Raw genomic sequence first — 22,816 nt, forward strand, 5'->3', positions numbered from 1 at the left:
AGGCCGGGCGGCAGGCCCCGCGAGCTAGGCCTCCACCAGAACCGTAAACGGTCCGTCGTTAACGAGGCGGACCTCCATCATCGCGCCAAACTGGCCCGTTTCAACGTGCAGGCCACGCGCGCGCAGCTCCTGCGCGACCGCGTCAACGAGAGGCTCCGCCTCCTCCCCGGGAGCGGCGTGCGCCCACGAGGGGCGCCGACCTTTGCGCGTGTCCCCGTACAGCGTGAACTGCGAGATGAGAAGGATCGGAGCGCCCGCCTCCGACGCGCTGACCTCGCCGTTAAGGACACGCAGCTCCGCGATCTTGCGGGCAACGGTGGCCACCTGCTCGGGGCCGTCGCCTCGCCGGACCCCCAGCAGGACCACGAGGCCCTGGCGCGCCTGCGCGCTCTCGCCGTCCACGCGGGCTTTCGCCGGGGCGCCGGGTTCATCCCCCGCGCGCCCGAGGGGTCCCTCGCCGAAGGTGAGGCGTCCGACGACGCGGCCGCCGACCCGCACCTCCCCCGAGGTCGCGCGCTGAATAACGGCTCGCATCAGCGCGCCCCCAGCGCGGAACCGAGCCCACCGAATCCGCTCGCCCCGCCGCGCTGGCCCGCCTCGCGGGACAGGTCGGCCCCGGGACGAGTCTGCGGGGAGATGGAGGACTTACCGTGCTGGGGCACGATCTCTTCCTGCGCGGCAGCCACCCCGTCAATGTCGAAGACCGTCGTCACGGGAAGCGCGCGAGCCAGGAGCGCCAGGGCCACCGGCCCCTCGTCGGCGTGGCGGGCGGCCGAGGTGATCACCCCAACCTGTCGCCCCCCGACCTCGATGGGAGTGCCCGGGGCGGGCAGGTCGGCGCGCAAGCCATCGAGCTGCAGGTAGGTGAGGCGGCGCGGCGGACGCCCCAGGTTGATGACGCGAGCAATGGTCTCCTGCCCGCGATAGCAGCCCTTATCGGTGTGGACGGCGGTGCGCAGCCAGTCCACTTCGGCCGGGATCGTGCGAGCATCCACCTCGCGTCCCAGGCGCGGCTTCCACGCGGCGATGCGCATGGCCTCCCACGCCAAGATGCCGGCCCGGCGACGACTCCCTCCCTCGGTGACACCCAGCCAGGCGTCCTCGAAGCTGGCGGCCCCCTCGGGCGAGGCCACGTGGTACATCATCGGCGTGCGCGCGCCCGGGTGACGTTCGCCCTGAAAGTACGCCGCGCCGCCCTCGGCGACCCCGGGCCACGGGTCCTCCCACGTCCACTCGATCCCGGGCAGGGCCGAAGCGGCGTCGGCGGTGTTGGCTCCGGCGCGCACGGACGAGAAGACAACCGCGTCGCGCACGCCCACGCTCACCCGCAGCGCGAAGCGCATGGATTCGAGGAACTCAACGAAAGAGTCCGCGTCGGAACGCTCCACGATCAGGTGGGTCGTCTCGCCGTCGTCGCTGGCGCCCGCCCAGTGCTCGATGCGTCCCTCGGGAGACAGGATCAGCAGCTCGCGGCTGTCTCCGGGCGCCATCCCGGTCAGAACCTGGGACGCCAGCGACGTCAGCCAGGTCGCCCGATCCGCGCCGCCCACGTCAATGACCGCCAGATCGGGACGCTCCACGATGGCGCGCCCGCCCTCGAGCGCCCACTGCTCGCCCGCGGGGTCCCCCCAGTGTGGGGTCGCGCCGAAGGAGGTCACGGCCTCGTCGAGGATGTCAGCGCTGCGTTCCTCAGACAAGGAAACCACCCTCAGAATCGTCGATTCCGTCGATGGGTTCGCCCGACTCCGTCGAGGCCTGCGCGGTTCGCATCAGTCGTCCCGAGATCTCAACGCTCGCCTCCTGCTCCCCGTCGAGCGTGCGTTCCTGCGTCCACATGAACTCCCCGGCTACCAGGCCAAACATGCGCCCGAGGTGAACGAGTCGCTGCGTGCCCTCGCCCAGCGCGATCGCGTCGGAGACCATCTGGACGCGCGGTCCCACGCTCACGCCGTTCCAGACCGCCGCGTGCCCCTGAGTCGAGGCCGAGGTCGCCGCGAACTCTCGCGGAGAGTACTGCCCGGGCGGGGGAAGCGGGGCATCGGAGGGGGCGACCGACACGTACAGCGTTTCCTCACTCACGAGGTCGCCCTTGGAGATCGCGGAGAGCCCGCTGGCCGCGTCCCAGGTCGGATCGATCGGGGTCGAGGAGGCACCGGCGTAGACGCGTGTCACGAGGCGCATCTGGTTTCCGACGACCTCGCCGCGGATCTCCTCAACCACGGGAGAGTCCTCGGCGGCGCCGTCCCCGTCCCCCCGGCTCAAAGCGTCGGGGCCGGCGAGCATGCCCCACCCCTCCCAGGTTCCGAGCATCCACGCGACGGGAGCGACGAGTGCGGGCAGATCAGCGGGTATCACCATCATGCCTCCAGCCTAGCGTCTGACACCCGCAGGGGCCGGGTTCAGATCCCGCCGATTCGGATCATCGCGTAGACCGGAAGGGCGGCGACCAGGAACTTCGCGGCTCCCCGTCCAAGCACGCTCGCCAGCTGCGCGGAGGAGGTCCGCTCGCCCAGGAGCACGTCCACGACGGACACCGCGAAACCCACGCCGAATCCGGTGACGCCACCGAGCGTGAGGAAGGCAGCGAAGTCTCCGAATCGTCTGGCGATGAAGGGGAAGACGACGGGAAGCAGGTCGGATGTCTGGCCCAGAATCCACGCCGCCGAGGCTGCGACCAAGCCCGCAACCAACCCCATGATGATCGACCACACGATGACTGCTCGCGAGCTGCGACCGGTTCGCGCCGACGCGGCGGCGACGAGCGCGATCAGAGCAGCCATGGGAACGATGACGGACCAGCGCTCGTGAACGGTCAGGGACACCCACATCGAGCCGGCCGTGACGATGAGGAGCGCGGTCACCGACGAGGCCAGCGCCGCCGTCAGGGACGTCGAACCCCAGTGCTCGCTCGTTCGCCCGACGGAGTGGTCCCGAGGAGCGGGCGCGTCGAGAATCGTGGCGGCAACCAGGGCCACCAGCGTGATGCCCGTCAGCGGGATCGCGATGTCGAGGTTCTTCCAGTAGGCGACGGCCACCGGCGTCAGCGCTCCCCCCAGGGCGAGGACCGCCTGCGCGAGCCACGGCATGTGCAGGCGAGCGAGGGAAGGCCACCCGAGGGCGAGGAGGAAGGATGCCACCGCGACGACGGGACCCACGCTCCACCGCGAGCCGGGCAACCACCAGGCCGCGATCGTCAGCGCGGCCAGGAGCATGACAATGAGCGTGCCCACGGCGGCTGGGACACGAAGGGTCGCCGGTGTGTCGCGGCGGCGCCCGCGGTCGGGGCCGGTTCTGGTTCGCGTGGGAGGCTGGCTTGATGTCATCACGCCTCCATCGTCGCACATGTTCGGTGGTCGCGAGGCCCCGCCCCGCGCCTTGCGGCGGGGGCAGGGGTGGGACGGCCGCGGCGGGGCGGCCGTGGGGGGCACCGACTGGCGGGAGGCGGGGAGGGGCCGAGCGAGTGTGTGTATGCGCACGCCTGCCAAAGATGCGCCGAGGCGCTCCTTCGCCGTACAGTTGTGGAGCACGCCGGACCGGTATGCCCCGGGCTCCAAACTCTGCCGCTACGAGCGGCCTTCGCGCCGACAGGCGCATTCGGTTCGGCGTGCTTTGTCGTATCCGGGCGTCGATGGCGGGGCACCCGGCCACGGTGTGGGACACGGGACGTCTGTGCCGACCTCGCCCGCAACCCGCACGGTCCCTGCTACCGGTTTCCGTCCTCTTGCAGGCGCCGAGGCGCGCCCGCCGAGGGCGCGGCTCAGCGCGTCTGCGCGGAGTCCGTCCTCTTCCCAGCCGCGACCGAAACCGCGACCACCCCTGCGTACGGCACGCCCGCCCCCAGTGAAACCACGACCACCCCCGCCTACAGCACACCCACGCCCAGTGAAACCGCGACCACCCCTGCGTACGGCACGCCCGCCCCCAGTGAAACCGCGACCACCCCTGTCGCCCGGCAAGGGTCATTTTTGCGCCATTTCGGGCAGGCAGGGGCGGTTGGAGTTTCACAGAACCCGCAGGCCGACGACGCAGGGGCGGTTGGAGTTTCACAGAACCCGCAGGCCGACGACGCAGGGGCGGTTGGAGTTTCATCCAGCGACCCGGCTGCCCCTCGCGACGGTGGAGATGTCACAGACTGCCGCCTCTCGCGCGAGGCTCCCGCACGATAGAGCACAACGAGGCTCGACCACGGGGCTGCGGGCGAGGCCCGGACAGCGCAGCGGGGGCCGACGCGCATGCGTCAGCCCCCGTTCAGCCGCCAACCGCTTCACATGAGCGGGTAGCGCACGATGGTTGCCTCGCGGCCCGGTCCCACGCCGATGGACTGGATGCGGCACCTCGACAGCTCCTCCAGGCGCGTGATGTAGTCCTGGGCGGCGCGTGGCAGCTCCTCAAAGGAACGCGCACCGGAGATGTCCTCACGCCAGCCAGGCAGCTCCTCATACACGGGCACGGCGGCCTCGAAGCCCGCCTGATCGAGGGGCATCTCCTCGGTGCGCACGCCGTCCACCTCGTAGGCCACGCACACGGGGATCGTGTCGTAGCCGGAGAGAACGTCGAGCTTCGTCAGGCAGATGTCGGTCAGGCCGTTGATGCGCGTGGAGTAGCGCATGACGACGGCGTCGAACCAGCCGGTGCGGCGCGGGCGACCCGTGGTCACGCCGAACTCGCCGCCCCTGCGCCGCAGCTCCTCGCCCACCTCGTCATCCAGCTCAGTGGGGAAGGGGCCCTCGCCGACGCGGGTCGTGTAGGCCTTGGCGACGCCGACGACGCGGTCGATGCGGGTTGGGCCAACGCCGGAGCCGGTGAGAGCGCCACCCGCGGTCGGGTTGGAGGAGGTCACGAAGGGGTAGGTGCCGTGGTCGATGTCGAGCATCGTGGCCTGGCCGCCCTCGAAGAGCACGGTGTCGCCGCGGTCGAGCGCGTCGTTGACCACGAGGGACACGTCGCACAGCATCGGCTTGATACGATCCGCGAAGGACAGAAGGTGGTCGGAGACCTCGGCGGGGTCGAGGACGGGAAGGTCCACGGCCTCGAAAATGGTGTTCTTGGGGGCCAGCGCGGCCTCCACCTTGGCGCACAACTCCTCCGGGTGGAAGAGGTCCTGGATGCGCAGGCCGATGCGGTTCATCTTGTCGGCGTAGGTGGGGCCGATTCCGCGCCCGGTCGTGCCGATGAGGTTGTTGCCGCGCGCCCGCTCATTGGCCTGGTCCATGAGGCGGTTGTAGGGGGCGATGATGTGCGCGTTCGAGGAGATGAGAAGGCGCGAGCAGTCCACGCCTCGCCCGCTGATGTCCTCAAGTTCCTCGAAGAGCACGTCCAGGTCGACAACGACGCCGTTGCCGATAATGGGGGTGACGCCTTCGGAGAGGATACCGGCGGGCAGGAGGTGCAGCGCGTACTTTTCGCCGTCGATGACGACCGTGTGCCCCGCGTTGTTTCCTCCGTTGAACTTCACGACGAGGTCGGTGTGCTGACCGAGCTGATCGGTGGCCTTGCCTTTGCCTTCGTCGCCCCACTGGGCGCCGAGAACGATGACGGCGGGCATGAGTATCTCCGTTAAGTTGGGTGCGTCGCGCGGGTGCGCGCAACGCGTCCATCGTACCGGAGGTTGAACGAGGCGGGGTATCCTCCCCGATCGCCTAGCTTCCCACTGCGGCGAGAGCGACGCCGACGCCCCACAGGGTCGCGGAGGCCAGCGCCGCAACCAGCTCGATGGCGATGGTCCAGCCGTAGGCTTTGAGGGCGTGGAGGGTGGCCCTCCAGGCGTTTGCAGTGTCGCGGCTGCGCAGGTACTCGACGAGGAAGATGGCAGCGATCATGCCGAGGACGAGGCCGAGGGGCAGGCCGAGGAACCAGCCGACGACGCCGCCGACCCCTCCCCAGACGAGGGTCGACTGGGGGATTCCCGCCTTGTTCATACCGCGGGCGGGGATCACGTATTTCAGGACCGTTCCGAGGAGCAGGACGGCTGCCGCGATGGCGAAGATGATCCACGCGGCGCGCGTGCCGGTCATCCACGACCACACGAGGATCGCGCCTCCGACGACGGGCGCGGACGGCCAAACCTGCACGACCGCTCCGATCACTCCGATCAGGATGACGATACCGACGATGACGGTTCCAAGGACGCTCATGCGGCGATCATACGTGCGCGGTCTACACCCCTCAAGAAGCCGACCACGAACTTTGACTACCTGTGTTAATGTGGGTGGGCACTACGATCGGCTCACCGCTGAGCACCACGGCGCACCTCACTGGCGAGGATCCACCGTCAAAGATTCGAGACATAGCGAGGGAATATGCCTTTATCTGTCGAATACGCGGATATGTTCTTGGCCAAGGCCGTGCTCGAACGACAATGTAAGCACACCCAAGAGATTCGCAGTTTCTTACGCCAATGGTGCGATTTCTTCTCTGAGAAGGAGAACGCGGGGCTTCTACTCATGGCCTTGTATCCGATTAACAAGATGATTGTTGATGCGGGCGACAACGTGCTCGGTTTGATTGAGGATGCACACCGCGGCACAGCCGACCACATGGGCCAAACGATCGATGCCTACATCAGTGCCGACCAACATATCCACGCCGCTTTAGCAGCAGCAACACAGGCTCTCGGCGGCTCACCGAGCCCCTTCAGCATGCCCAAGAGACCCGAACTTGGCCCTGCAGAACGAAGCGCGTCCGGCTGGTACGGTGGAGCAGATCACGATCGCTTCACCCAGAATCTGGAGGGGCTCGCCGAGCTTGCTGAATATTCCATTAGGCAAACATATTATCTTGGCAAACGGACAGGCCGAGCATTCTCATCTGACCGTTCCATTGTGGAAGCACAGGATGCAAGTTCCTACCTCGTGAAACCCGAAGCTCCAGACTCACCATTGGAAGACCTCAGATGGAAAGCTGGACTCATCATCGGAAGTGTCGACTGGATTATCGAGCAACTGACAGGACAATCTCTCCTGAACGACTACTTACTCAAGTACATTATTGGCGACTGGCGCGCCGTTCAATGCGCATCGATAGCCTGGGGAGAAATCGGCGATGCTCTGATTGCAGTAGGCGAAAATGATTCCGAAATACTACCTGCACTTTCAGAGTGGACCGGAAAGGGATCGGAAGCAGCAAATGCCTTCATCGCTGCGCTTGCTGGGGCAACAACACTACTACACTCAGCAGCCGGTACAGCTTCCACCGTCTTGAGCCTCATATCCCTTGGCACAAAAGTTCTAGCAGGCCTGATTACCGACCTGCTCCTAGATATTGAGACCACTTGCCTTGGACTGCTAACTGCAGGCACAATCCCCGTCGCGGGCTGGATCGCAGCATCAGCAGAACTAGTAGTCGCTCTTGACGAAATTTACGGAGCCATCAGCAAGCTATACATGGCCTACAACACGATTTTCGACCTGATCGAATCTGCCATTAGAGCACAAGGACAACTTAATGAAATACGTTTAACCATCGCCAATATCGTTGAAGCTATCATTAGAGGAGTTGCAGCACGAGCATGATCTACGACGGCAAGATCGAGAATTTTGAGGAATTTGCACACTCATTCAACAAATTATCCCAAGAGATTCAACAACTTCGCATAAAGAATGAGCGAGTCCATGCTGAGCGACTACGAAAACATGCCGAGGCAGCACGCCGGGGAGAGCTGGGCGACGACTGGGCGAAGATCCAAGAGCGCATCGACAACGGAGAAACCACACTACGTGATGTCTTCTCCGGCGAGGACACCTCCGATGCAGCAGCCTCATTGCGGCAAACCGCCCAGCGCAACATTAGAAAGGCAATGCAGCAGGCGCGCCAGGATGCGGAAGACAACGACGAGGAAGATCCTTTCACCGCCCTCCAAGGAAAACTCTCTGTTATGAGTCGAGAGACCGAACAGCGAGTTCAAAATCTTCAGAGTTTCTAACAGGTCGTGAACGAAGGAGACAACCATGCCAGATCTCTACGTCGACGAGGACGGACTTCAGTCTCTATCTAGCACGCTCAGCCAACGTGTGGACCACATGGAAGCAATCATCGACACCATCCCGATGATGATGAAGTTCCTTGCGAACACTTGGGAAGGTGAGGCCGCGCGGGCAGCGTTGAACCGCATGAGGATCGACGAAGAAGCTCTCCGCGAGTCTGCGGATGCACTCTCTCGAGCCCGGCAGCTTCTCGACGATGCTATTCGCACCTACGAAGAGACGGAGCAAACAGTTTCATCGCTGTGGTCACTGTGAGAAGCTCGTCGCTAAAGCTTCCAGTCTTTCAGCGTCGGCCCATGACGGTGTTCACCGTGTCGTGTCCGTCGGCGGAGGCTGTCGCACGCTGCGTGGCGTTCTGGCGTGCTGTCGGCATCAAGCGCGAGTCGACCAGGATGTTCGAGGAGTTCGCGGACCGCGGCTGGTCGGGCACGGAAGTGACGGTCATGCCCGGGCAGGCCACGGCCTCGCGCAGACACTTCGACGACACGTTCCTGGAACTTGGCGAGATTGCCCCGGGCCTCGTGCTGGGAGGCCTCGCCGTCTACCTGACGTCGAAGGCGGTGCGCGCGCAGCTGCGCCACCTCAACAAGACGCGCATCGTCATCGCGGCTCACCCCTCGCCCGACGCCGCGCAGGCATCCACTGAGCTGTGGTGTTTCCCCTGGGATACGGCAATTCAGCGCGCCCGCCCCGGCAAAGACCCCTTCGCCCGCGTCTTCGAGTACCTGCACACGTCCCTGCACCAGCAGGGCATCCTGCTGGCTCCCCCGCGCCTCGTCGACGGCGAGGAACTGCCCGAGGACCACCCCCTCTCCCCCACCAACATCGCCCAGATGCGGGGCAGTTTCCTCGACCCCGTCACCAAGTTCCTCCCGTCGAAGGAGCGGTCATGACCCCCGGGTTCTCACTGCGCCGGATTTTCAACCGCCGCAGGTACTTCTATGCCAGGGTCGCGGTCGATCCGCAGCAGGAGAAGGCATCATGTACAGTGAAGCAATTAAGAAGCGACAGCACCGCCGCGACAACGGGGAATCGCGATGAACTCTTTCATCTCAAGTATGCAGCAAGGCTTCAACGAATCTTTCAGCACAATCACCGTTTTTCAGCTGTCAGCGTCCCAGTCCGATGCTGTCTCTCGCTGCGTCGGCCTCTGGAAGACGAAGGGGGTCCGCCGCACCAGTACCGGCATGCAAGAGCAATTCAAGCAGCGGGGATGGACCGGAACGGAACTGATCATCGGACACAGCGGTCGTGCATTCCTGACTAATGTTTTCTTCGAGACACGCTCATACCGTCGCCTCTTGTCACATGCCCCCTCTCTCGTGCCCGACCGAATCAAGCGAGCCGCCATCACCAAGGTGTACGTGGATATCATTGCGCGCACAGTCGAGAGCGAATCGAGTCCGGTGACCGAACTGTGGTGCCTCACTGATTGGGCAACACGGATGAATCTCAGCGGCTTCGAAAACAGTTACGCTGAATCGTCGATGCACTCACTCGAAGAGTCCTTCAACGCGCAGGGCATCATGACTGCACCCGCCCGTCACCTCAATCGCTGGGATATCCCGTCGGACGTCCCCCTCTCACTCCCCGAGCTCACGGCAATGCGCAAGGCTGCGAAGAAGTGCCGGGGGTAGCCTCCCTCCCCGGCCGATCACCACGGGGATTCCCATGCCTCGTCAATCCCGATAATTCCCTGCGGATAGTATCCTGGTGAGCAGCGGCGCTCAGCAGCAACACACTGCGGCAGAGTGCTGATGCTTGTTGTTGACACTGGTCTTTCCTCGAGGAGGATATTCATGGGGGGCAGGTCATTCAGGTTTCTCTCTACGGAGGGTCATCAACCGACGCAGGTACTTCTACGCGCTCATCGCGGCCGACCCACATCAGACGGTCACGCATGCTGTCAACTACTGGGTGTCCAAAGGAGCCTGGGGCGAGACGAACGGCATGCGTGAGCAGCTCGCCCAGCACGGTTGGGTCGGCGCGGAAGTCATTATCGGCAGCGATCTGCGCAGCCTCGCACTATCGCCAATCATCGACGCTATCCCGGGCATCGACCTCCTCCCTTCCACAGCACCCACGTCGGTCAAACGCACACGCCAAGAGAGGACAGAGATCCTCGTCGCCGCACGTTCCTGCTCAGTGGGGGGACGCCCAGCGTCCGAACTCTGGTGCTGCGAGGCTCGCATTCTGCACGATGAACGCTGGGGTACTGACGCCTTCATGGACATGTCCTTCCGTGAACTCGCGGGCGACCTCCAGCGCCAAGGACTCCTCCTGGAAGCTCCTCGATTCTTCCACGGCGGAGACCTGCCGAAAGACCACCTGTTCTACTTCCGAAGCGTCGCCATCATGCGCAGGGACGCGAAGAAGAACAGGCACTACTGACACCACACGGAAGATAGACGATGAACTCTTTTGTCTCAACCATGCATCGAGACTTCGACGCGTCTTTCAGCCCGATCACCGTTTTTCGCCTGGCAATAGCCCCCGCCGACGCCGTGTCTCGCTGCGTCGGCCTGTGGAAGATGAAAGGCATCCGCTCCGAGAGAGTCGGCATGCGCGAACAATTCAAGCAGCGAGGGTGGTCGGGAACGGAGCTGGTCATCGGACACAGCGGGCGCGCACTCCTCACTGATTTTTTCTTCAACACGCGAGGGCTCACCCTCCTGTTATCACAGACAAGCTCTTTCCTGCCCAACCGTGTCAAGAGAGCCGCCATCACCAAGATTTACGTGGACATCATCGCACGCACAATCGAGGACGAATCGGGGCCGATGACCGAACTGTGGTGCCTCGCTGATTGGGCGACGCGAATCAACCTCAGCGGCTTCGAAAACAGTTACATCGAATCGTCGATGCGCTCGCTCGAAGAGTCATTCAACGCCCAGGGCATCCTGTCCGCCCCCGTCCATCACCTCGATCGCAAGGACATCGAGCCGGACATACCCCTCTCGGTCCCCGAGCTTATGGCGATGCGCAAGGCCGCACAGAAACGCAGACGGTAGCCTCCCCTCCTCGGACCCCATCCCTAGCCCTATCCCGAGGCGGCATCCACGGTCGGAGCCGTTCGCCGTCGGTCACGAGGCGTCTGAGACCTCCCGACGGGCATGAAGGGGGCGCCTGTCGTTCCCGCCCTGTCAAACTCTGACAGAGTGTGTTAATTTGGTGGAGCGGAGAGGTCAACTCGCTGACACGCGCAGGAAGCTGTGCGCCGACGGGCTTTCCTCCCCTCCGGGACGCCTTCGCGCCGACGCTCGCACGCCTCGCGGGCGCACCCGCGCCGCGCGGAGAACCTGGATGTCAACCAGCACCGCAGGAGATAACAATGAGCGAGATTTACGTCAACGAGGATGAACTCCAGGCCTTGGCCACCACCCTCGGGGCACGAGCCGACGAGCTCGAGGCCCTGATCGACGGTGTTCCGCAGGCGGCATCGCTCCTGGCTCATGGTTGGGAGGGCGAGGCTGCGTCCGCGGCCCTCGACCGTGCCGTGGGACACGAGAAGAAGCTGCGGGACGTTGCCAAGTCCCTCGCGGACAACAAGAAAGCTCTCGAGTCTGCGCTCGATCACTACCGCGAGGCTCACGCGACGGTCAACGCCATGTGGGCGAGCTGACCCAGCACTGCCCACGTCGCGACTGGCTCTGCGCTCCTCTCGGGGCGAGCTCGTTCATTCACCCCGCGCGCGTCACGGGGCGCCCCCGCCGCTCTCGCCAGGCAAGACAGCGCACCCCCGGGCGCGCGTCGCGAGGGGGTGCGGGCATAGGAGGACTCGCGCGCCGGACGAGCGCTCAGGCCTTGGCGCGCAGGGAGGCCACCTCGTACAGGGCAATGCCCGTGGCGACCGCCGCGTTGAGGGATTCGACGGTGGAGGCGATCGGGATGGACACGATCTGATCGCAGGTTTCCCGCACGAGGCGGGACAGGCCCGCACCCTCGGCCCCCGTGACCACGACGAGCGGGCCGTCGGCGAGCGAGAGGCCACGCAGGGGAGCATCCCCTCCGCCATCCAGGCCGACCACGAAGTAGCCGGCCCGCTTGGCCTCCTCCAGGGCACGCACGAGGTTCGTCGCGCGAGCCACGGGCACACGCGCCGCCGCGCCGGCCGACACCTTCCACGCCGTGGTGTTGACGCCCGCGCTGCGACGCTCAGGGATGATGACGCCGTCGGCGCCGAACGCGCCCGCGCTGCGCAGGACCGCACCCAGGTTGTGCGGGTCCGTCACCTGGTCGAGGGCAACGAGGAGCGGGTGGCCAAGCTGCTGCAGGGACCCCGCAATGAGGTCGGAAGCATCGGCGTACTCGTAGCCGCGCACCTCGATGGCCACCCCCTGGTGAACCGCCCCGTCGGTCGCGACGTCCAGGTCGCGGCGGGTCACCTCGTAGACGGGAGCCCCCATAGCCGAGGCGAGGCGCACGACCTCCTCCACGCGGTCGTCCTTGACGTTGTCCAGCACGAAGACGCGCTCAATCGGGACCGAGGCCCGGGCGGCCTCGGCGACCGGGTTGCGACCGGCGATGAGCTCATGGCCGGGCTTCACTCGGATCGAGGACTTGGCGCGGGCGCGCGCGATCGCTGCCTCCTGCGCCTCGCGAGCCTCGCGCTTGACCTTGCGCTTGTGAGCGGGATGGTAGGTGCGGTCCTCAGCCTTGGGGGTCGGCCCCTTGCCTTCGAGGCGGCGGCGCGAGTGCCCGCCGGTGCCCACCTGCGCGCCCTTCTTGGTGCCCTTCTTACGGATGGCGCCGGGGCGCCCGCTGTGTGCGGCCATGGTGTCTCCTCATCAAACTCGAACTGACACCAGGGTACGGGTTTCATTCCTCCTCGGTGCGCCGTGACCGGGCGCGGGGGCAAAGATCACGATCGGGCGCGTCAGTCCTGTGACAGCATCGACGCGATGCGCTCGACCGTTGCGCCGGAGCGGATCGTCACCTGACGGTAGAAGTCTTCGCGCAGCAGGTACTTGTGGTAGGCGGTCTTGAGGAACTCCGTCTCGTTGAACTTGCCCCAGAAGACGGCGTTCTCGCCGAAGTAAACGGCCTCGTCACCCAGGGGCATCGCCTCGATGCGCTCGCGCACGCGGGCCCGGTCGAGGCCTCGCGTGTAGAACAGCGCGTCGCGTCGCGCGACATCCCCGTGCCACCACTCGGGCACGCCCGACAGCTCCGCGAGATAGTCCTGCCCCGACAGGAGCGCCACGCGAATCGGGAAGGGGTAGTGGCTCTCCAGCAGGGCTTCAACGCTCTGAGCGACCTCGTCACGCGGGGCGTCCGCCTCGAAGAGAAGGTTGCCGCTGTTGATGTAGGTGCGAACGTTCCCGTAGCCTGCGTCGGCGACCTGCTCGCGCAGCTCACTCATGACGACCTTGTTCTTGCCCCCGACGTTAATGCCGCGCAGCAGCGCCACGTACTCCATGCCGTTCCTCCTGTCGTTCTCTCGAGAAGGCCTCATCCTGACCAGCGTACAGTGCGGAAAGGGACTCTAGCGGTACCCGGGATGCAATCCTCATCGTCGACGCCGTGGCCGCGTTCTCTGCCTCTCCCCTGGGAGGCATCGCGCCAATCAGGGATGCACTGCACGACCGAGCTCGTCCGGCCCGGCATCCCGGGGGGAGGCATCGCGCCAATCAGGGATGCATTGCACGACCGCGCGCGACATTGCACTAAGTACCAGATACCGCAGTGTCTACCCAAGCGGTTCTGCCCTGCTGATCACCACGTTTCCTGACATCAGGTGGCTGGCTCGACAGCGCGTAGCGCGCTGCACCCGTTACGTCGCGCCGCACCCGTTACGTCGCGCCGAACCCGTTACGTCGCACTGCACCCGTTACGTCGCGCTGCACCCGTTCAGAACGGGTGCAATGCCTACGGATCGGGTGCAATGCCTACGGATCGGGTGCAATGCCTCCCCAAGTAGTGCGATAGCCCTATACAACAAGCCAAAACGCGGTTCCTTGGTAGCCGCGCCGATGTGGAGGGCACCGGAGGGTTGCGAGGCCTGGCTGCGGTGCCCGTGGGCGGTGGCGGAGCCTGGCAGGCCTTCGAGCGGGCGCGCCGAGCGAAGCTCGCGGCGCGGACGGCGAGCGGGCGGGCCGCCACCCAGGGCTCATCAAGCAGCCCGGCCCTCGGCCGCAGCTCAACCGCGGATCAGCCGACGCTCCAGGTTACGCCATCGCGCCCATCGGCGACGGAAACACCGGCGGCGGCAAGGCGGTCGCGCAGCTCGTCGGCCCGGCCCCAGTCCTTGGCGGCGCGCGCCTGCGCACGCTCCTCCAGCACAGCCCCAACCAGCGCATCCAAAGCCGAGTGCTCACCCGCAGCGGCCCCGCCCGCGTCGATGCCCGCCTGGCCGCGCCACTGCTGCGAGGCCGGGTCCAGGCCCAGCACGTCCAGCATGGAGCGAACCAGGACCTGCTCGCGGTAAATGCCGTCGGCATCCCCGGCAGCCAGCGCGGCGTTGCCGGCCTTGAGGTGCTCGTGCAGGACCGCGAGCGCTCCGGCGACGTTGAGGTCGTCGTCCATGGCGGCGACGAAGGCCTCGGGGAGGTCGCCCGGTCCCAGGGCGATCTCGTCGGCGCCTGCCTCGCCGACCGCCTCGATCGCTCGGGCCACGAAGGAGGAGAACTTCTCCCATGCGGCGTGGGCGGCGGGGAGAGTGTCGGGCCCCCACTCGATGGCGGAGCGGTGGTGGACGGTGGACAGCGCCCAGCGCACGGCGACCGCCGGGTGCTCCTCGGTGAGTGCCCCGATGGACAGGACGTTACCCAGCGACTTGGACATCTTCTCGCCCTTGGTGGTCACCCACGCGTTGTGCACCCACAGGCGTGCGAACGCCCACCCGGCCCCGTGGGACTGGGCCTGCTCGTTCTCGTGGTGTGGGAAGCGCAGGTCGATTCCGCCGCCGTGAATGTCGAACTCGTCGCCCAGGTATCGCCTCGACATGGCGGAGCATTCGAGGTGCCAGCCCGGCCGTCCGCGCCCCCACGGGCTCTCCCACGAGGCGGTGTCCGGCTCCCCGGGTTTGGTGGCCTTCCACAGGGCGAAGTCGCGGGGGTCGCGCTTGCCCGCCTCGACGGCCTCGTCGATCTGCGCGTCGTCCTCCGTGGTGCGCATGTCGGCCAGGCGCTGGCGGGTGAGCGACCCGTAGTCGGCCTGAGAGTGTACGTCGAAGTAGACGTTGCCGCGCCCGTCGCTGTAGGCGTGCCCGGCGTCGATGAGGCGGCTCACGAGGTCGATCTGGTCGGGGATGTGTCCGGTGGCGCGCGGCTCGTAGGTGGGGGCCTGGACGCCGAGGGTGTCGTACGCTTGCGTGAACTCGCGTTCGAAGCGGTAGGCCCACGCCCACCAGTCCCAGCCGGACTCGGCGGACTTGGTGAGGATCTTGTCGTCGATGTCGGTGACGTTACGCACGTACGTGACCTCGTAGCCGCTGCGGCGCAGCCAACGGATCAAGGTGTCGAAGGAGACGGCGGCGCGCAGGTGGCCGACGTGGGGGGATCCCTGCACGGTGGCGCCGCACAGGTAGATGCCGACCTTGCCGGGGGTGACCGGGTTGAGGGGCTGGATGCGGGCGCTCTTGGAGTCGTACAGGTGCAGCATGGTGCTCATCCTACCCGGGCTGGCATCGGCGTCGCCGGGCGCGCCTACCCGGCGGGAGGATGTGACGAGGCCGGGGTTGCCCCCCGTTTTGTCGGGGATCGAGGCTCGCCCGCGATCCCTCGGGCTCGCGCGCGGGGCCGAGGCGGCACCGGGCTTAGGCGCGGGTTGCTGGGCCGCGCCGTGGGTTCCCGTGCGGGGCCGAGGCGGTGGCTTGCCCGAGGCGGCGGCCCGGGGGCAGGCGCGTGTCAGGCGCGGCCTGCGGGATGCACGCGCTGCGCGATCAGCTCCTTGAGGGCCTGCGCCGAGTTGGCCAGGGGTGTGACGCGCTCTTCCTGGCCCTCGATCCCCTCGAAGCGGGAGGGGACGGGCGGCAGGTGCCCGGTGGCCTCGAGGATGGTGTCGGCGAACTTGACGGGCAGGGCGGTCTCCATGACGACGAGCGGGCCCTCGATCTCGGCGCGGACCGCGCGCGCAACGTGCACGCCGTCGGCGGTGTGCGGGTCGAGGAGGTAGCCGCTTTCCTTCTCGGTGCGCGCGATTTCCTCCAGGCGATCGGCGTGGGTGGAGGTTCCCGACATGAAGCCGTAGGTGTCTCGCAGGGAGGCGAATTCGGGCGTTGCGGACAGGTCGAAGAAACCGTCGCGGGCGAGCGCCTCGCCGAAGAGGGCGCGCGTGGCGTCCCCGTCGCGTCCCAGCAGATCGAAGATGAATCGCTCGAAGTTGGATGCCTTGGAGATGTCCATGGATGGGCTGGACGTGGCGAGTGTGTCGGCGGCGGAGCGGGGCCGGTAGACGCCGGTGCGGAAGAACTCGTCCAGCACGTCGTTCTCGTTGGTGGCGACGACGAGGCTACCCAGCGGAACTCCCATCTGACGGGCGATGTGGGCGGCGCAGACGTTGCCGAAGTTGCCCGAGGGGACAACGACGCTGACCTTCGCGGAGGCGTCCTGCTCGGTGACGCGCAGCCACGTCGCCACGTAGTAGCAGACCTGGGCGAGCAGGCGCGCCCAGTTGATGGAGTTGACGGCTCCCACGTGCCAGGCCGCCTTGAACTCGGCGTCCATGTTGACGGCCTTGACCAGGTCCTGGCAGTCGTCGAAGACCCCGTCAACGGCGACGTTGACGATGTTGGAGTCGGCAAGGGAGAACATCTGGGCGCGTTGGAAGGCGGTCATGCGCCCGGCGGGGGTGAGCATGACGACGGAGAGGCCGGGGCGGCCACGCAGGGCGTACTCGGCGGAGGAGCCGGTGTCGCCCGAGGTCGCCCCCACGATCGTGAGCCAGTCGCCGCGTCGGGTGAGCTCGTATTCGAAGAGCTCACCCAGGAGCTGCATGGCCATGTCCTTGAACGCGGCCGTGGGGCCGCCCGAGAGGTGAGCCAGGTGCAGTCCGCTTCCCTGAAGGGCGCTGACGGGCACGATCCGGGGGTCACTGAAGGCGGGGGTGCGGTAGGCGCGTGCCGCAATGGCGTTCAGGTCCTCGGCGGGAATGTCGTCGACGAAGAGCGCCAGGATGCGGGCCGCCATGGCCGCGTACCCTTCCTCCGCCAGGACGCCACGCAGCGTGTCGAGGTCGGATCCATCGAGCGTCGGGTACTCCTCGGGCAGGTAGAGCCCGCCGTCGGGGGCGAGGCCCTCCAAGAGGATGTCGCTGAAGGATCGGGGGCGGGCGTCGGGGCCGCGTCGGGTGGAAATGTAGCGCACGCGTCGATCCTATCGGGCGGCGGCGTGCGGGGCGAGGGCGCCCGGACCTCGTCACATGTACGAACGAGGCGTGGGCCACGTGAACGCCGGGGGAGGTTGCCCCTCGACTGTGGTAGAAACGACCGGTGAGTACGAACGATTTCCCGTGGACGCAGCCCTCCTCTTTCAATTCCTCGAGCGCCCCGATTTCCCAGCCGCCGGCGGGTGCCCCGGTAGCGAACGGTGTCGCCTCGTCGACGAACACGTTTGCCTCGCCGTCGTCGGTCCCGAACCCCATTCAGCGCCCGAACGATCCGGGGGCCGCCTCAAACGTTTCTTCGAAGCGCGCGTGGTTCATCGTTCTGTCAATCCTTGCGTTCCTGGTCGTCGTCCTCGTGGTCCTCGGCTATTTCTTCGTGCCGTGGGGTTCCCAGCCCCGCGAGATGGCGGCAAGCTCCCAGGGATACTCCGGTTCTGCCACGAGCACCGGGAACATCTCCCGCGACTGGGCGGCGGGCATCGCTACAGCGTGGACCCTCGACAGTATCTCGCCGGTCCGCGGGGAGCACGATGAGGTGACGACGCTGGTCGACGGCACGACCCTGTACGTGGCCGCAACCAATTCCATCCGCGAGGGGCTTGACGTCGCCGCCGTGGATATTTCGGGCTCGCAGCCGCAGGTCATCTGGGATTCCAGCAACCCGAACGTGGTCCGCGATTCCTACCGTTTGAATCTGCGCATGGCGTCCATCGGCGACAGGCTCATCGTTGGTAACTCCACGGTGGACAAGGCGACGGGCGAGGTTCAGGAAGCCCCCTGGGTGGATGACGCTCCCCTCACGGTGGCCGGAGACGTCCTCGTGACGTGCTCGGGTGCCGAAACCTGCACCGGCTGGACGTGGGAGTCTTCCGAGTGGAAGCAGCAGTGGAAGTCGATCACGTCGCTGCAGGAGGAGCGCCACGGCATCTGGGAGATGCGGGACGCCCCAGTTGTTGGCAGCGGCGACGACATGTCGGTCCTGGCACCCGTGGCGGACAGGCGAACCCTGCAGCTGATCAACGTGCGCACAGGCACGGTGACGACGCTCGGGGAGAAGGTTCGTTTGGACCCAACCAGCTACCGACGCGATGTCTTCGTCGCCAGCGACGGTGTCGCCGTCGTCATCGACAGGGACCAAGCGCAGTTCTTCGATACCTCCGGCACTCTCGTCGATTCCTTCCAGGTGGCGCGCTACCTGAATGAGATCGTGCGCGGGGGACAGGCCCCGACCCTTGAAGAGCTCCAGACCTACCTGAAGACCGGGAGGACCCCGTGGGCGACGGGCACGGTCGAGGTGTCGGGCCGAAAGTGCGAGGACGTCACGGTCTCCACGACATCGGGCGGGAGCTCGCGTATCGTGCACGACGCCAAGGGCCTGGCGATCGGTTCCGGCGAGCGGTGTACCCCGGATGTGACGGAGGTGCGTATGAGCACCGACGGCGCCGCCGTGTACATCGTGAATGGCGGGCATGTGCAGTCCGACCATGTCTACTTCCTCGACACGGACGGGGACGTCGTCCACGAGAACACGGCGTTGACCAACGCGGATCAGCTGACGTGGGCGTTCGATGACCTCGTGATCGCGATCTCGAAGGGCCAGGTCACGGCCTTTACTCCGGCTTCCGCGTGACGCTACCCTGGTGCCATGACTGATTTGCCTTTTCGCGTCGGCCAGGCGGTCGACGTGCATGCCTTTGCGGCGCCCGACTCGCCCCGTCCCCTCATGGTTGCCTGCCTGGAGTGGCCCGGCGAGCGGGGCCTTGCGGGGCACTCGGACGCCGACGTGGCCGCTCACGCGCTGTGCGACGCGATGCTGCTGGCCACGGGCCTGGGTGAGTTGGGGAGCGTGTTCGGGGTGGATCGTCCCCAGTGGTCGGGCGCGTCGGGGCGTGCTCTCCTGGAGGAGGTGCGGCGCATGACGACGGAGGCCGGCTGGGTGCTCGGCAACGCGACCGTACAGGTTGTGGGTAACCGCCCGCGTATGGCGGCGCGCCTGCCCGAGGCGTGCCGGGTCATGAGCGAGATCGTCGGGGGCACGGTGACCGTGTCGGCGACGACCTCGGATCGTCTGGGTTTCACGGGCAGGGGCGAGGGCGTGGCGGCGTTCGCGAGTGTCCTCATGGTGTGGGCAGGGGGGTAACCCAGCCGCTGGGGCGCCGATGCTCCGGCTTTTACTGGGGAGCCATGCACCGACGGAATGTCGCGACGAATACTTGAAAAGCCTGTCGGTCGTTCAGTTTTCTTTGACATAATGGAGGGGAAGCAAGCACCCGGGGGCCGCACTCGTCTCGCCTTATGGTGCACCGAGCACCCCGCCCCTGTCCGGCGAGTCATCAGAGGTCGTCCGATGACTCGCCGTCGGAGAAAAGAACGCCATGTCCCTCGTTGATAAGCACCCCGACCACGACCCCGACTGCGACGACGCGCAGGGGGCTACCTCCCGCTTCGGCAGCAGGGAGGTCTCGCCGATCGTCAGTAAGAAGCCCTCCGAAATCCTGCGCGAGCGACGCCAGCGCATCCGCCGAAGGTGCCTGACCACGGCCGGGGTCTTGCTCGCACTCGTCCTCTCCGCCGTCTACGTCTGGGGTCCCTTCCATTCTCCCCACAAGCCTAAACTGCGATCCCAGGGCTACACCGGGACCCACACCGACACCGGCCGCCCCTCCCCCAAGTGGGCCAACGGAACCGACATCGCATGGAAACTGGACCATTACGCAATGGGTGCTGGCGCGTATGCAGCCATGAAGAACGGCGACCAGGTGATCCTCGCCCTGCCACTCAGAGAGAGCGACCGCTTCAAGGTCGTCAGCCTCGACGTGTCCGGCACCGAGCCCGCCATCCAGTGGAACTCGGTCGTCTCCAAGGCCGTCCCACGCAACATAGAGCCTCACCTGGTCATGGTCGGAGAGGACCTTTTCGTGGGGGAGCATCGGCTGGATCCCACCACCGGAGCCGCCTCGCCCGCTCCGTGGGCCGGGCGGAACCAGGACGGGCAGGACAAGCCGGAACTGGCCACGACGATCGTGATCACCTCCCGCGACGGGCTCGTCATCGCCTGCAGCCGCAGAATCTGCTCCGGCTGGGAAAAAGAGGACGGCGAGTGGACGATGCGATGGGAACGCGACTCCACCCCCACCCCCCTGGAGGACTACCAGGACTGCCCCGAATGCGGGGAGGGAACATGGGTGCCCCTCAACGACCTCCAAATCCTCAGATGGGGCCCCGCGGCCGAGAACGCCCCGCTAGGGGGGTTCTTCGACCCGGTCGCGCAGGAGGGACACATCATCAACACGCAGACCGGGGAGGTCCGTGCCCTGCACGACGTTAACCACAATCACCGCTTCGAGTTGCACTCCACCGCCGACGGCTGGGTCGTGGCGGACTCCAAGACCGACCAGGCGACCGTGTTCACCCCCGACGGGCGCCCCCTGGAGTCCTTCGCCATCTCCGCCTCCGCAGGCGCCGGGTTCCACAAGGCAGCGCTCCCCATCGGGGGGCAGACGCCCACGAGCGCGCAGCTGCGCGACTTCCTCACAACCGGCGAGGCCCCATGGGCCGAAGGGCTGCTGCGCACCCGGGCCACGACAACCGACAACGGGGCAACGGTCTGCGACACCCTCTCCTTCACACCGACCGGCTCCACCCACCCCACCCGCGAAACGACTACCTCCGACACATTCTCCCCAGACCGGACCACTGGAGAATGTCGCATGGGTGCTCAGAACGCGGCAATCAGCAAGGACCACTCGGTCATCCACACCTGGAGCCACTACGGCGGTGACAGAGACGCGCTCATCGACATGCACAGCGTCGGTCTCTTCCACACTTCTGGTAGCTTCACTCCCACGGATGGCTTCGCTGGGACTGGCGAAATATCCTTCCACGTGTACGACGACCTCGTCCTCGTGGTCGATTACATGGCCATCACGGCCTACACTCCCCGGTGGTCCTGAGACGCTCGCGCATCGGTGTCCTCCCGAGGTCACCATCCGGTTAACGCCAACACTGTCGTGTGATAGAAACTACTCATGACCAATGACGATCACACGGGCACCGACGTTCCCGCGCGCGAGGAAGGCACGCACTCACTGAGCGCGGCGCGCGCCGCCACTTTGATCGGTACGCCCCCGCCTCGCCCGACGAGTCGCGTGAAGCCGGTCCTTCTCATGGGGCTCCTGTCCGTCGTCGCCGTCGTCGCCGCCATCGGCTTCTTTCACCGACTCGTGCCCTCACCCTCACAGCCGGAGGATCAGCGTTCATACACCACGATGCCCACCATCGGGTACTCGGGGTCCGCGACGAGCACGGGAGCGATCTCCCCCGCCTGGGCCTCGGGCGTCGAAACGGCGTGGAGGATCCCTTTCCCGTCCACGAAGTACGGGCCGCGGGCACTCACGACCGTGGAGGGCACCACACTGTATGCCCTCTTCGAAGACCCCGATCGCCCCACCCACCAGGTCACTGCCGCGGCCTTCGATATCTCCTCCGAGCAGCCGCGCGAGCTGTGGCGCACGACGGGGCCCCTTCCCAACTCGCTCGGGCGGCCCAGCTTCGTGTCCTACGAAGACCAGTTCATCGTCGGCAGCATCGTCGTCAACAAGGCGTCGGGGGCGCAGTCCTTAGCTCCCTGGGAGGGATCGGAGGCGCTCGCGGCCGTTGACGGCATCGTCGTGGCCTGCGATAACAAACGAGCGTGCTCGGGCTGGACGCAGGAGGCCTCGTCGTGGGTGCGCCAGTGGGAAACAACCACTGCCAACCAACAGGGCAGCCTGTCCACGTTAACCAAGCTCACCTACCCCGATACACCCGTCATCGGTACCGGAGAGCACGAGTCGGTCGTCCTGCCCGTCGATTCGCAGACGCATGCGGCACAGCTCCTCGATCCGCGAACCGGGCAGGTCACGGACGTAGGATCTGTGAGCCCCTTCAGGGACAGGCAGAACAACGTTATGTCGTTTGTTATCACCAGCGATGGGATCCTGGCCCTCAACGATGACCTCTTCGTCACCTACGACGCCGACGGCTTCATCACGGGCACCCAGTCCTACAAGCAGATGAAGAGAATACCAACACGCGACGGACGCTTGCCTACGACGGCCGAACTCGGAGACTTCCTGAGCGGCGCCCACCCTGCATGGTCGAACGCGACGGTCACCGCCCCGACAAAGGCGGTGGCCGGCTTCCCCTTTAGCCTCACGGTGACGCCGAGCGACGGACGCCCGCCCTTTACTCTTGACGCCGGGAACAATGACCAGCATTACGACGTCAGCACGTTTTGGCCCTCCGAGGTCCGCGCCAGCACCGACACGTCGGTCGTGTACGTCGAGTCCGTCGATCACGCCAACGGGGGTAATCGGTTCTTCTTCGACACGGCGAGCGGCCTCGGACACGGATCGGAGGAGCTCCGCGACGCCGAAGACCTCTTGTGGGCCTTCGACGACCTGGCCATCGGCGTGACGATCGACGGCATCGTGGCGTTCACCCCGAAGGCCTCGTAAACTCCTGCCCGA

Annotated in this window: 22 protein-coding genes; 12 read left to right on the forward strand and 10 right to left on the reverse strand. The window is 66.2% G+C overall.

Annotated features, from left to right (window positions below):
• Positions 1-24: 24 nt before the first annotated feature.
• The 6 genes from dtd to HMPREF9006_RS05405 form a co-directional block, all read right to left on the reverse strand.
• Entirely contained in the window at positions 25-534 is a 510-nt protein-coding gene (gene dtd / locus HMPREF9006_RS05380) for a D-aminoacyl-tRNA deacylase (protein ID WP_009212555.1), read from the reverse strand.
• Complete coding sequence (gene ygfZ / locus HMPREF9006_RS05385; protein WP_009212556.1) at positions 534-1,697, reverse strand: CAF17-like 4Fe-4S cluster assembly/insertion protein YgfZ; 1,164 nt, start codon at positions 1,695-1,697, stop codon at positions 534-536. Before ygfZ ends, dtd begins: the two co-directional genes overlap by 1 nt.
• Positions 1,690-2,361 (reverse strand): heme-binding beta-barrel domain-containing protein, encoded by a 672-nt coding sequence (locus tag HMPREF9006_RS05390; protein ID WP_009212557.1) that lies wholly within the window; start codon positions 2,359-2,361, stop codon positions 1,690-1,692. Before HMPREF9006_RS05390 ends, ygfZ begins: the two co-directional genes overlap by 8 nt.
• Positions 2,362-2,399: 38 nt before the next feature.
• A complete protein-coding gene (locus HMPREF9006_RS05395) occupies positions 2,400-3,323 on the reverse strand; it encodes a hypothetical protein (protein ID WP_193389676.1) in 924 nt (307 codons plus the stop codon).
• Positions 3,324-4,264: 941 nt separating this feature from the next.
• Complete coding sequence (locus HMPREF9006_RS05400; protein ID WP_009212559.1) at positions 4,265-5,545, reverse strand: adenylosuccinate synthase; 1,281 nt, start codon at positions 5,543-5,545, stop codon at positions 4,265-4,267.
• 94 nt (positions 5,546-5,639) lie between these two features.
• On the reverse strand, positions 5,640-6,134 hold the full coding sequence (locus tag HMPREF9006_RS05405) for a DUF456 domain-containing protein (protein ID WP_009212560.1): 495 nt from the start codon (positions 6,132-6,134) through the stop codon (positions 5,640-5,642).
• Positions 6,135-6,299: 165 nt separating this feature from the next.
• On the opposite strand from HMPREF9006_RS05405, the gene HMPREF9006_RS10315 reads away from it, so the two are divergent.
• From HMPREF9006_RS10315 to HMPREF9006_RS05440, 8 genes are all read left to right on the forward strand, one after another.
• Complete coding sequence (locus HMPREF9006_RS10315; RefSeq protein WP_082162974.1) at positions 6,300-7,511, forward strand: hypothetical protein; 1,212 nt, start codon at positions 6,300-6,302, stop codon at positions 7,509-7,511.
• Positions 7,508-7,921 (forward strand): hypothetical protein, encoded by a 414-nt coding sequence (locus HMPREF9006_RS05410; RefSeq protein ID WP_009212562.1) that lies wholly within the window; start codon positions 7,508-7,510, stop codon positions 7,919-7,921. Before HMPREF9006_RS10315 ends, HMPREF9006_RS05410 begins: the two co-directional genes overlap by 4 nt.
• A gap of 25 nt (positions 7,922-7,946) precedes the next feature.
• Positions 7,947-8,237 (forward strand): WXG100 family type VII secretion target, encoded by a 291-nt coding sequence (locus HMPREF9006_RS05415; RefSeq protein ID WP_009212563.1) that lies wholly within the window; start codon positions 7,947-7,949, stop codon positions 8,235-8,237.
• A gap of 41 nt (positions 8,238-8,278) precedes the next feature.
• Positions 8,279-8,875, forward strand: coding sequence for a hypothetical protein (locus HMPREF9006_RS05420; protein WP_009212564.1), 597 nt, complete (start codon positions 8,279-8,281; stop codon positions 8,873-8,875).
• Positions 8,876-9,019: 144 nt separating this feature from the next.
• On the forward strand, positions 9,020-9,619 hold the full coding sequence (locus HMPREF9006_RS05425) for a hypothetical protein (RefSeq protein ID WP_009212565.1): 600 nt from the start codon (positions 9,020-9,022) through the stop codon (positions 9,617-9,619).
• Between the two features lie 280 nt (positions 9,620-9,899).
• A complete protein-coding gene (locus tag HMPREF9006_RS05430) occupies positions 9,900-10,373 on the forward strand; it encodes a hypothetical protein (protein ID WP_232209835.1) in 474 nt (157 codons plus the stop codon).
• 20 nt (positions 10,374-10,393) lie between these two features.
• Complete coding sequence (locus HMPREF9006_RS05435; protein ID WP_009212567.1) at positions 10,394-10,993, forward strand: hypothetical protein; 600 nt, start codon at positions 10,394-10,396, stop codon at positions 10,991-10,993.
• A 320-nt stretch (positions 10,994-11,313) separates the two neighbouring features.
• A complete protein-coding gene (locus HMPREF9006_RS05440; protein ID WP_009212568.1) occupies positions 11,314-11,604 on the forward strand; it encodes a WXG100 family type VII secretion target in 291 nt (96 codons plus the stop codon).
• 175 nt (positions 11,605-11,779) lie between these two features.
• Here HMPREF9006_RS05440 and rlmB read toward each other — a convergent pair whose 3' ends face one another.
• From rlmB to thrC, 4 genes are all read right to left on the reverse strand, one after another.
• On the reverse strand, positions 11,780-12,757 hold the full coding sequence (gene rlmB, locus HMPREF9006_RS05445; protein ID WP_009212569.1) for a 23S rRNA (guanosine(2251)-2'-O)-methyltransferase RlmB: 978 nt from the start codon (positions 12,755-12,757) through the stop codon (positions 11,780-11,782).
• 101 nt (positions 12,758-12,858) lie between these two features.
• Positions 12,859-13,401, reverse strand: a complete 543-nt coding sequence (locus HMPREF9006_RS05450; RefSeq protein ID WP_009212570.1) for a DUF1697 domain-containing protein — start codon at positions 13,399-13,401, stop codon at positions 12,859-12,861.
• A 731-nt stretch (positions 13,402-14,132) separates the two neighbouring features.
• Positions 14,133-15,584, reverse strand: coding sequence for a cysteine--tRNA ligase (gene cysS, locus HMPREF9006_RS05455; protein ID WP_034231199.1), 1,452 nt, complete (start codon positions 15,582-15,584; stop codon positions 14,133-14,135).
• A 245-nt stretch (positions 15,585-15,829) separates the two neighbouring features.
• The gene (gene thrC, locus HMPREF9006_RS05460; RefSeq protein ID WP_009212572.1) at positions 15,830-17,287 is read right to left on the reverse strand and encodes a threonine synthase; all 1,458 of its coding nucleotides are present in this window, start codon (positions 17,285-17,287) and stop codon (positions 15,830-15,832) included.
• 125 nt (positions 17,288-17,412) lie between these two features.
• On the opposite strand from thrC, the gene HMPREF9006_RS05465 reads away from it, so the two are divergent.
• From HMPREF9006_RS05465 to HMPREF9006_RS05480, 4 genes are all read left to right on the forward strand, one after another.
• Complete coding sequence (locus HMPREF9006_RS05465) at positions 17,413-18,936, forward strand: hypothetical protein (protein ID WP_009212573.1); 1,524 nt, start codon at positions 17,413-17,415, stop codon at positions 18,934-18,936.
• A 15-nt stretch (positions 18,937-18,951) separates the two neighbouring features.
• Positions 18,952-19,446 carry a 2-C-methyl-D-erythritol 2,4-cyclodiphosphate synthase gene (gene ispF, locus HMPREF9006_RS05470; protein WP_009212574.1) on the forward strand — a complete coding sequence of 165 codons (495 nt, stop codon included), beginning with the start codon at positions 18,952-18,954 and terminating at the stop codon, positions 19,444-19,446.
• A 235-nt stretch (positions 19,447-19,681) separates the two neighbouring features.
• Positions 19,682-21,259, forward strand: coding sequence for a hypothetical protein (locus HMPREF9006_RS05475; RefSeq protein WP_009212575.1), 1,578 nt, complete (start codon positions 19,682-19,684; stop codon positions 21,257-21,259).
• Between the two features lie 75 nt (positions 21,260-21,334).
• On the forward strand, positions 21,335-22,804 hold the full coding sequence (locus HMPREF9006_RS05480) for a hypothetical protein (RefSeq protein ID WP_009212576.1): 1,470 nt from the start codon (positions 21,335-21,337) through the stop codon (positions 22,802-22,804).
• The last annotated feature ends 12 nt before the right edge of the window (positions 22,805-22,816 follow it).

The organism is Actinomyces sp. oral taxon 180 str. F0310, assembly GCF_000185285.1.
GTDB lineage: Bacteria > Actinomycetota > Actinomycetes > Actinomycetales > Actinomycetaceae > Pauljensenia.

Coding starts and splice junctions, on each gene's coding strand:
- dtd (WP_009212555.1), bottom strand. CDS start 534: ATGCGAGCCGTTATTCAGCGCGCGACCTCGGGGGAGGTGCGGGTCGGC.
- HMPREF9006_RS05390 (WP_009212557.1), bottom strand. CDS start 2,361: ATGATGGTGATACCCGCTGATCTGCCCGCACTCGTCGCTCCCGTCGCG.
- HMPREF9006_RS05395 (WP_193389676.1), bottom strand. CDS start 3,323: ATGACATCAAGCCAGCCTCCCACGCGAACCAGAACCGGCCCCGACCGC.
- HMPREF9006_RS05400 (WP_009212559.1), bottom strand. CDS start 5,545: ATGCCCGCCGTCATCGTTCTCGGCGCCCAGTGGGGCGACGAAGGCAAA.
- HMPREF9006_RS05405 (WP_009212560.1), bottom strand. CDS start 6,134: ATGAGCGTCCTTGGAACCGTCATCGTCGGTATCGTCATCCTGATCGGA.
- HMPREF9006_RS10315 (WP_082162974.1), top strand. CDS start 6,300: ATGCCTTTATCTGTCGAATACGCGGATATGTTCTTGGCCAAGGCCGTG.
- HMPREF9006_RS05410 (WP_009212562.1), top strand. CDS start 7,508: ATGATCTACGACGGCAAGATCGAGAATTTTGAGGAATTTGCACACTCA.
- HMPREF9006_RS05415 (WP_009212563.1), top strand. CDS start 7,947: ATGCCAGATCTCTACGTCGACGAGGACGGACTTCAGTCTCTATCTAGC.
- HMPREF9006_RS05420 (WP_009212564.1), top strand. CDS start 8,279: ATGACGGTGTTCACCGTGTCGTGTCCGTCGGCGGAGGCTGTCGCACGC.
- HMPREF9006_RS05425 (WP_009212565.1), top strand. CDS start 9,020: ATGAACTCTTTCATCTCAAGTATGCAGCAAGGCTTCAACGAATCTTTC.
- HMPREF9006_RS05435 (WP_009212567.1), top strand. CDS start 10,394: ATGAACTCTTTTGTCTCAACCATGCATCGAGACTTCGACGCGTCTTTC.
- HMPREF9006_RS05440 (WP_009212568.1), top strand. CDS start 11,314: ATGAGCGAGATTTACGTCAACGAGGATGAACTCCAGGCCTTGGCCACC.
- rlmB (WP_009212569.1), bottom strand. CDS start 12,757: ATGGCCGCACACAGCGGGCGCCCCGGCGCCATCCGTAAGAAGGGCACC.
- HMPREF9006_RS05450 (WP_009212570.1), bottom strand. CDS start 13,401: ATGGAGTACGTGGCGCTGCTGCGCGGCATTAACGTCGGGGGCAAGAAC.
- cysS (WP_034231199.1), bottom strand. CDS start 15,584: ATGCTGCACCTGTACGACTCCAAGAGCGCCCGCATCCAGCCCCTCAAC.
- ispF (WP_009212574.1), top strand. CDS start 18,952: ATGACTGATTTGCCTTTTCGCGTCGGCCAGGCGGTCGACGTGCATGCC.
- HMPREF9006_RS05475 (WP_009212575.1), top strand. CDS start 19,682: ATGTCCCTCGTTGATAAGCACCCCGACCACGACCCCGACTGCGACGAC.
- HMPREF9006_RS05480 (WP_009212576.1), top strand. CDS start 21,335: ATGACCAATGACGATCACACGGGCACCGACGTTCCCGCGCGCGAGGAA.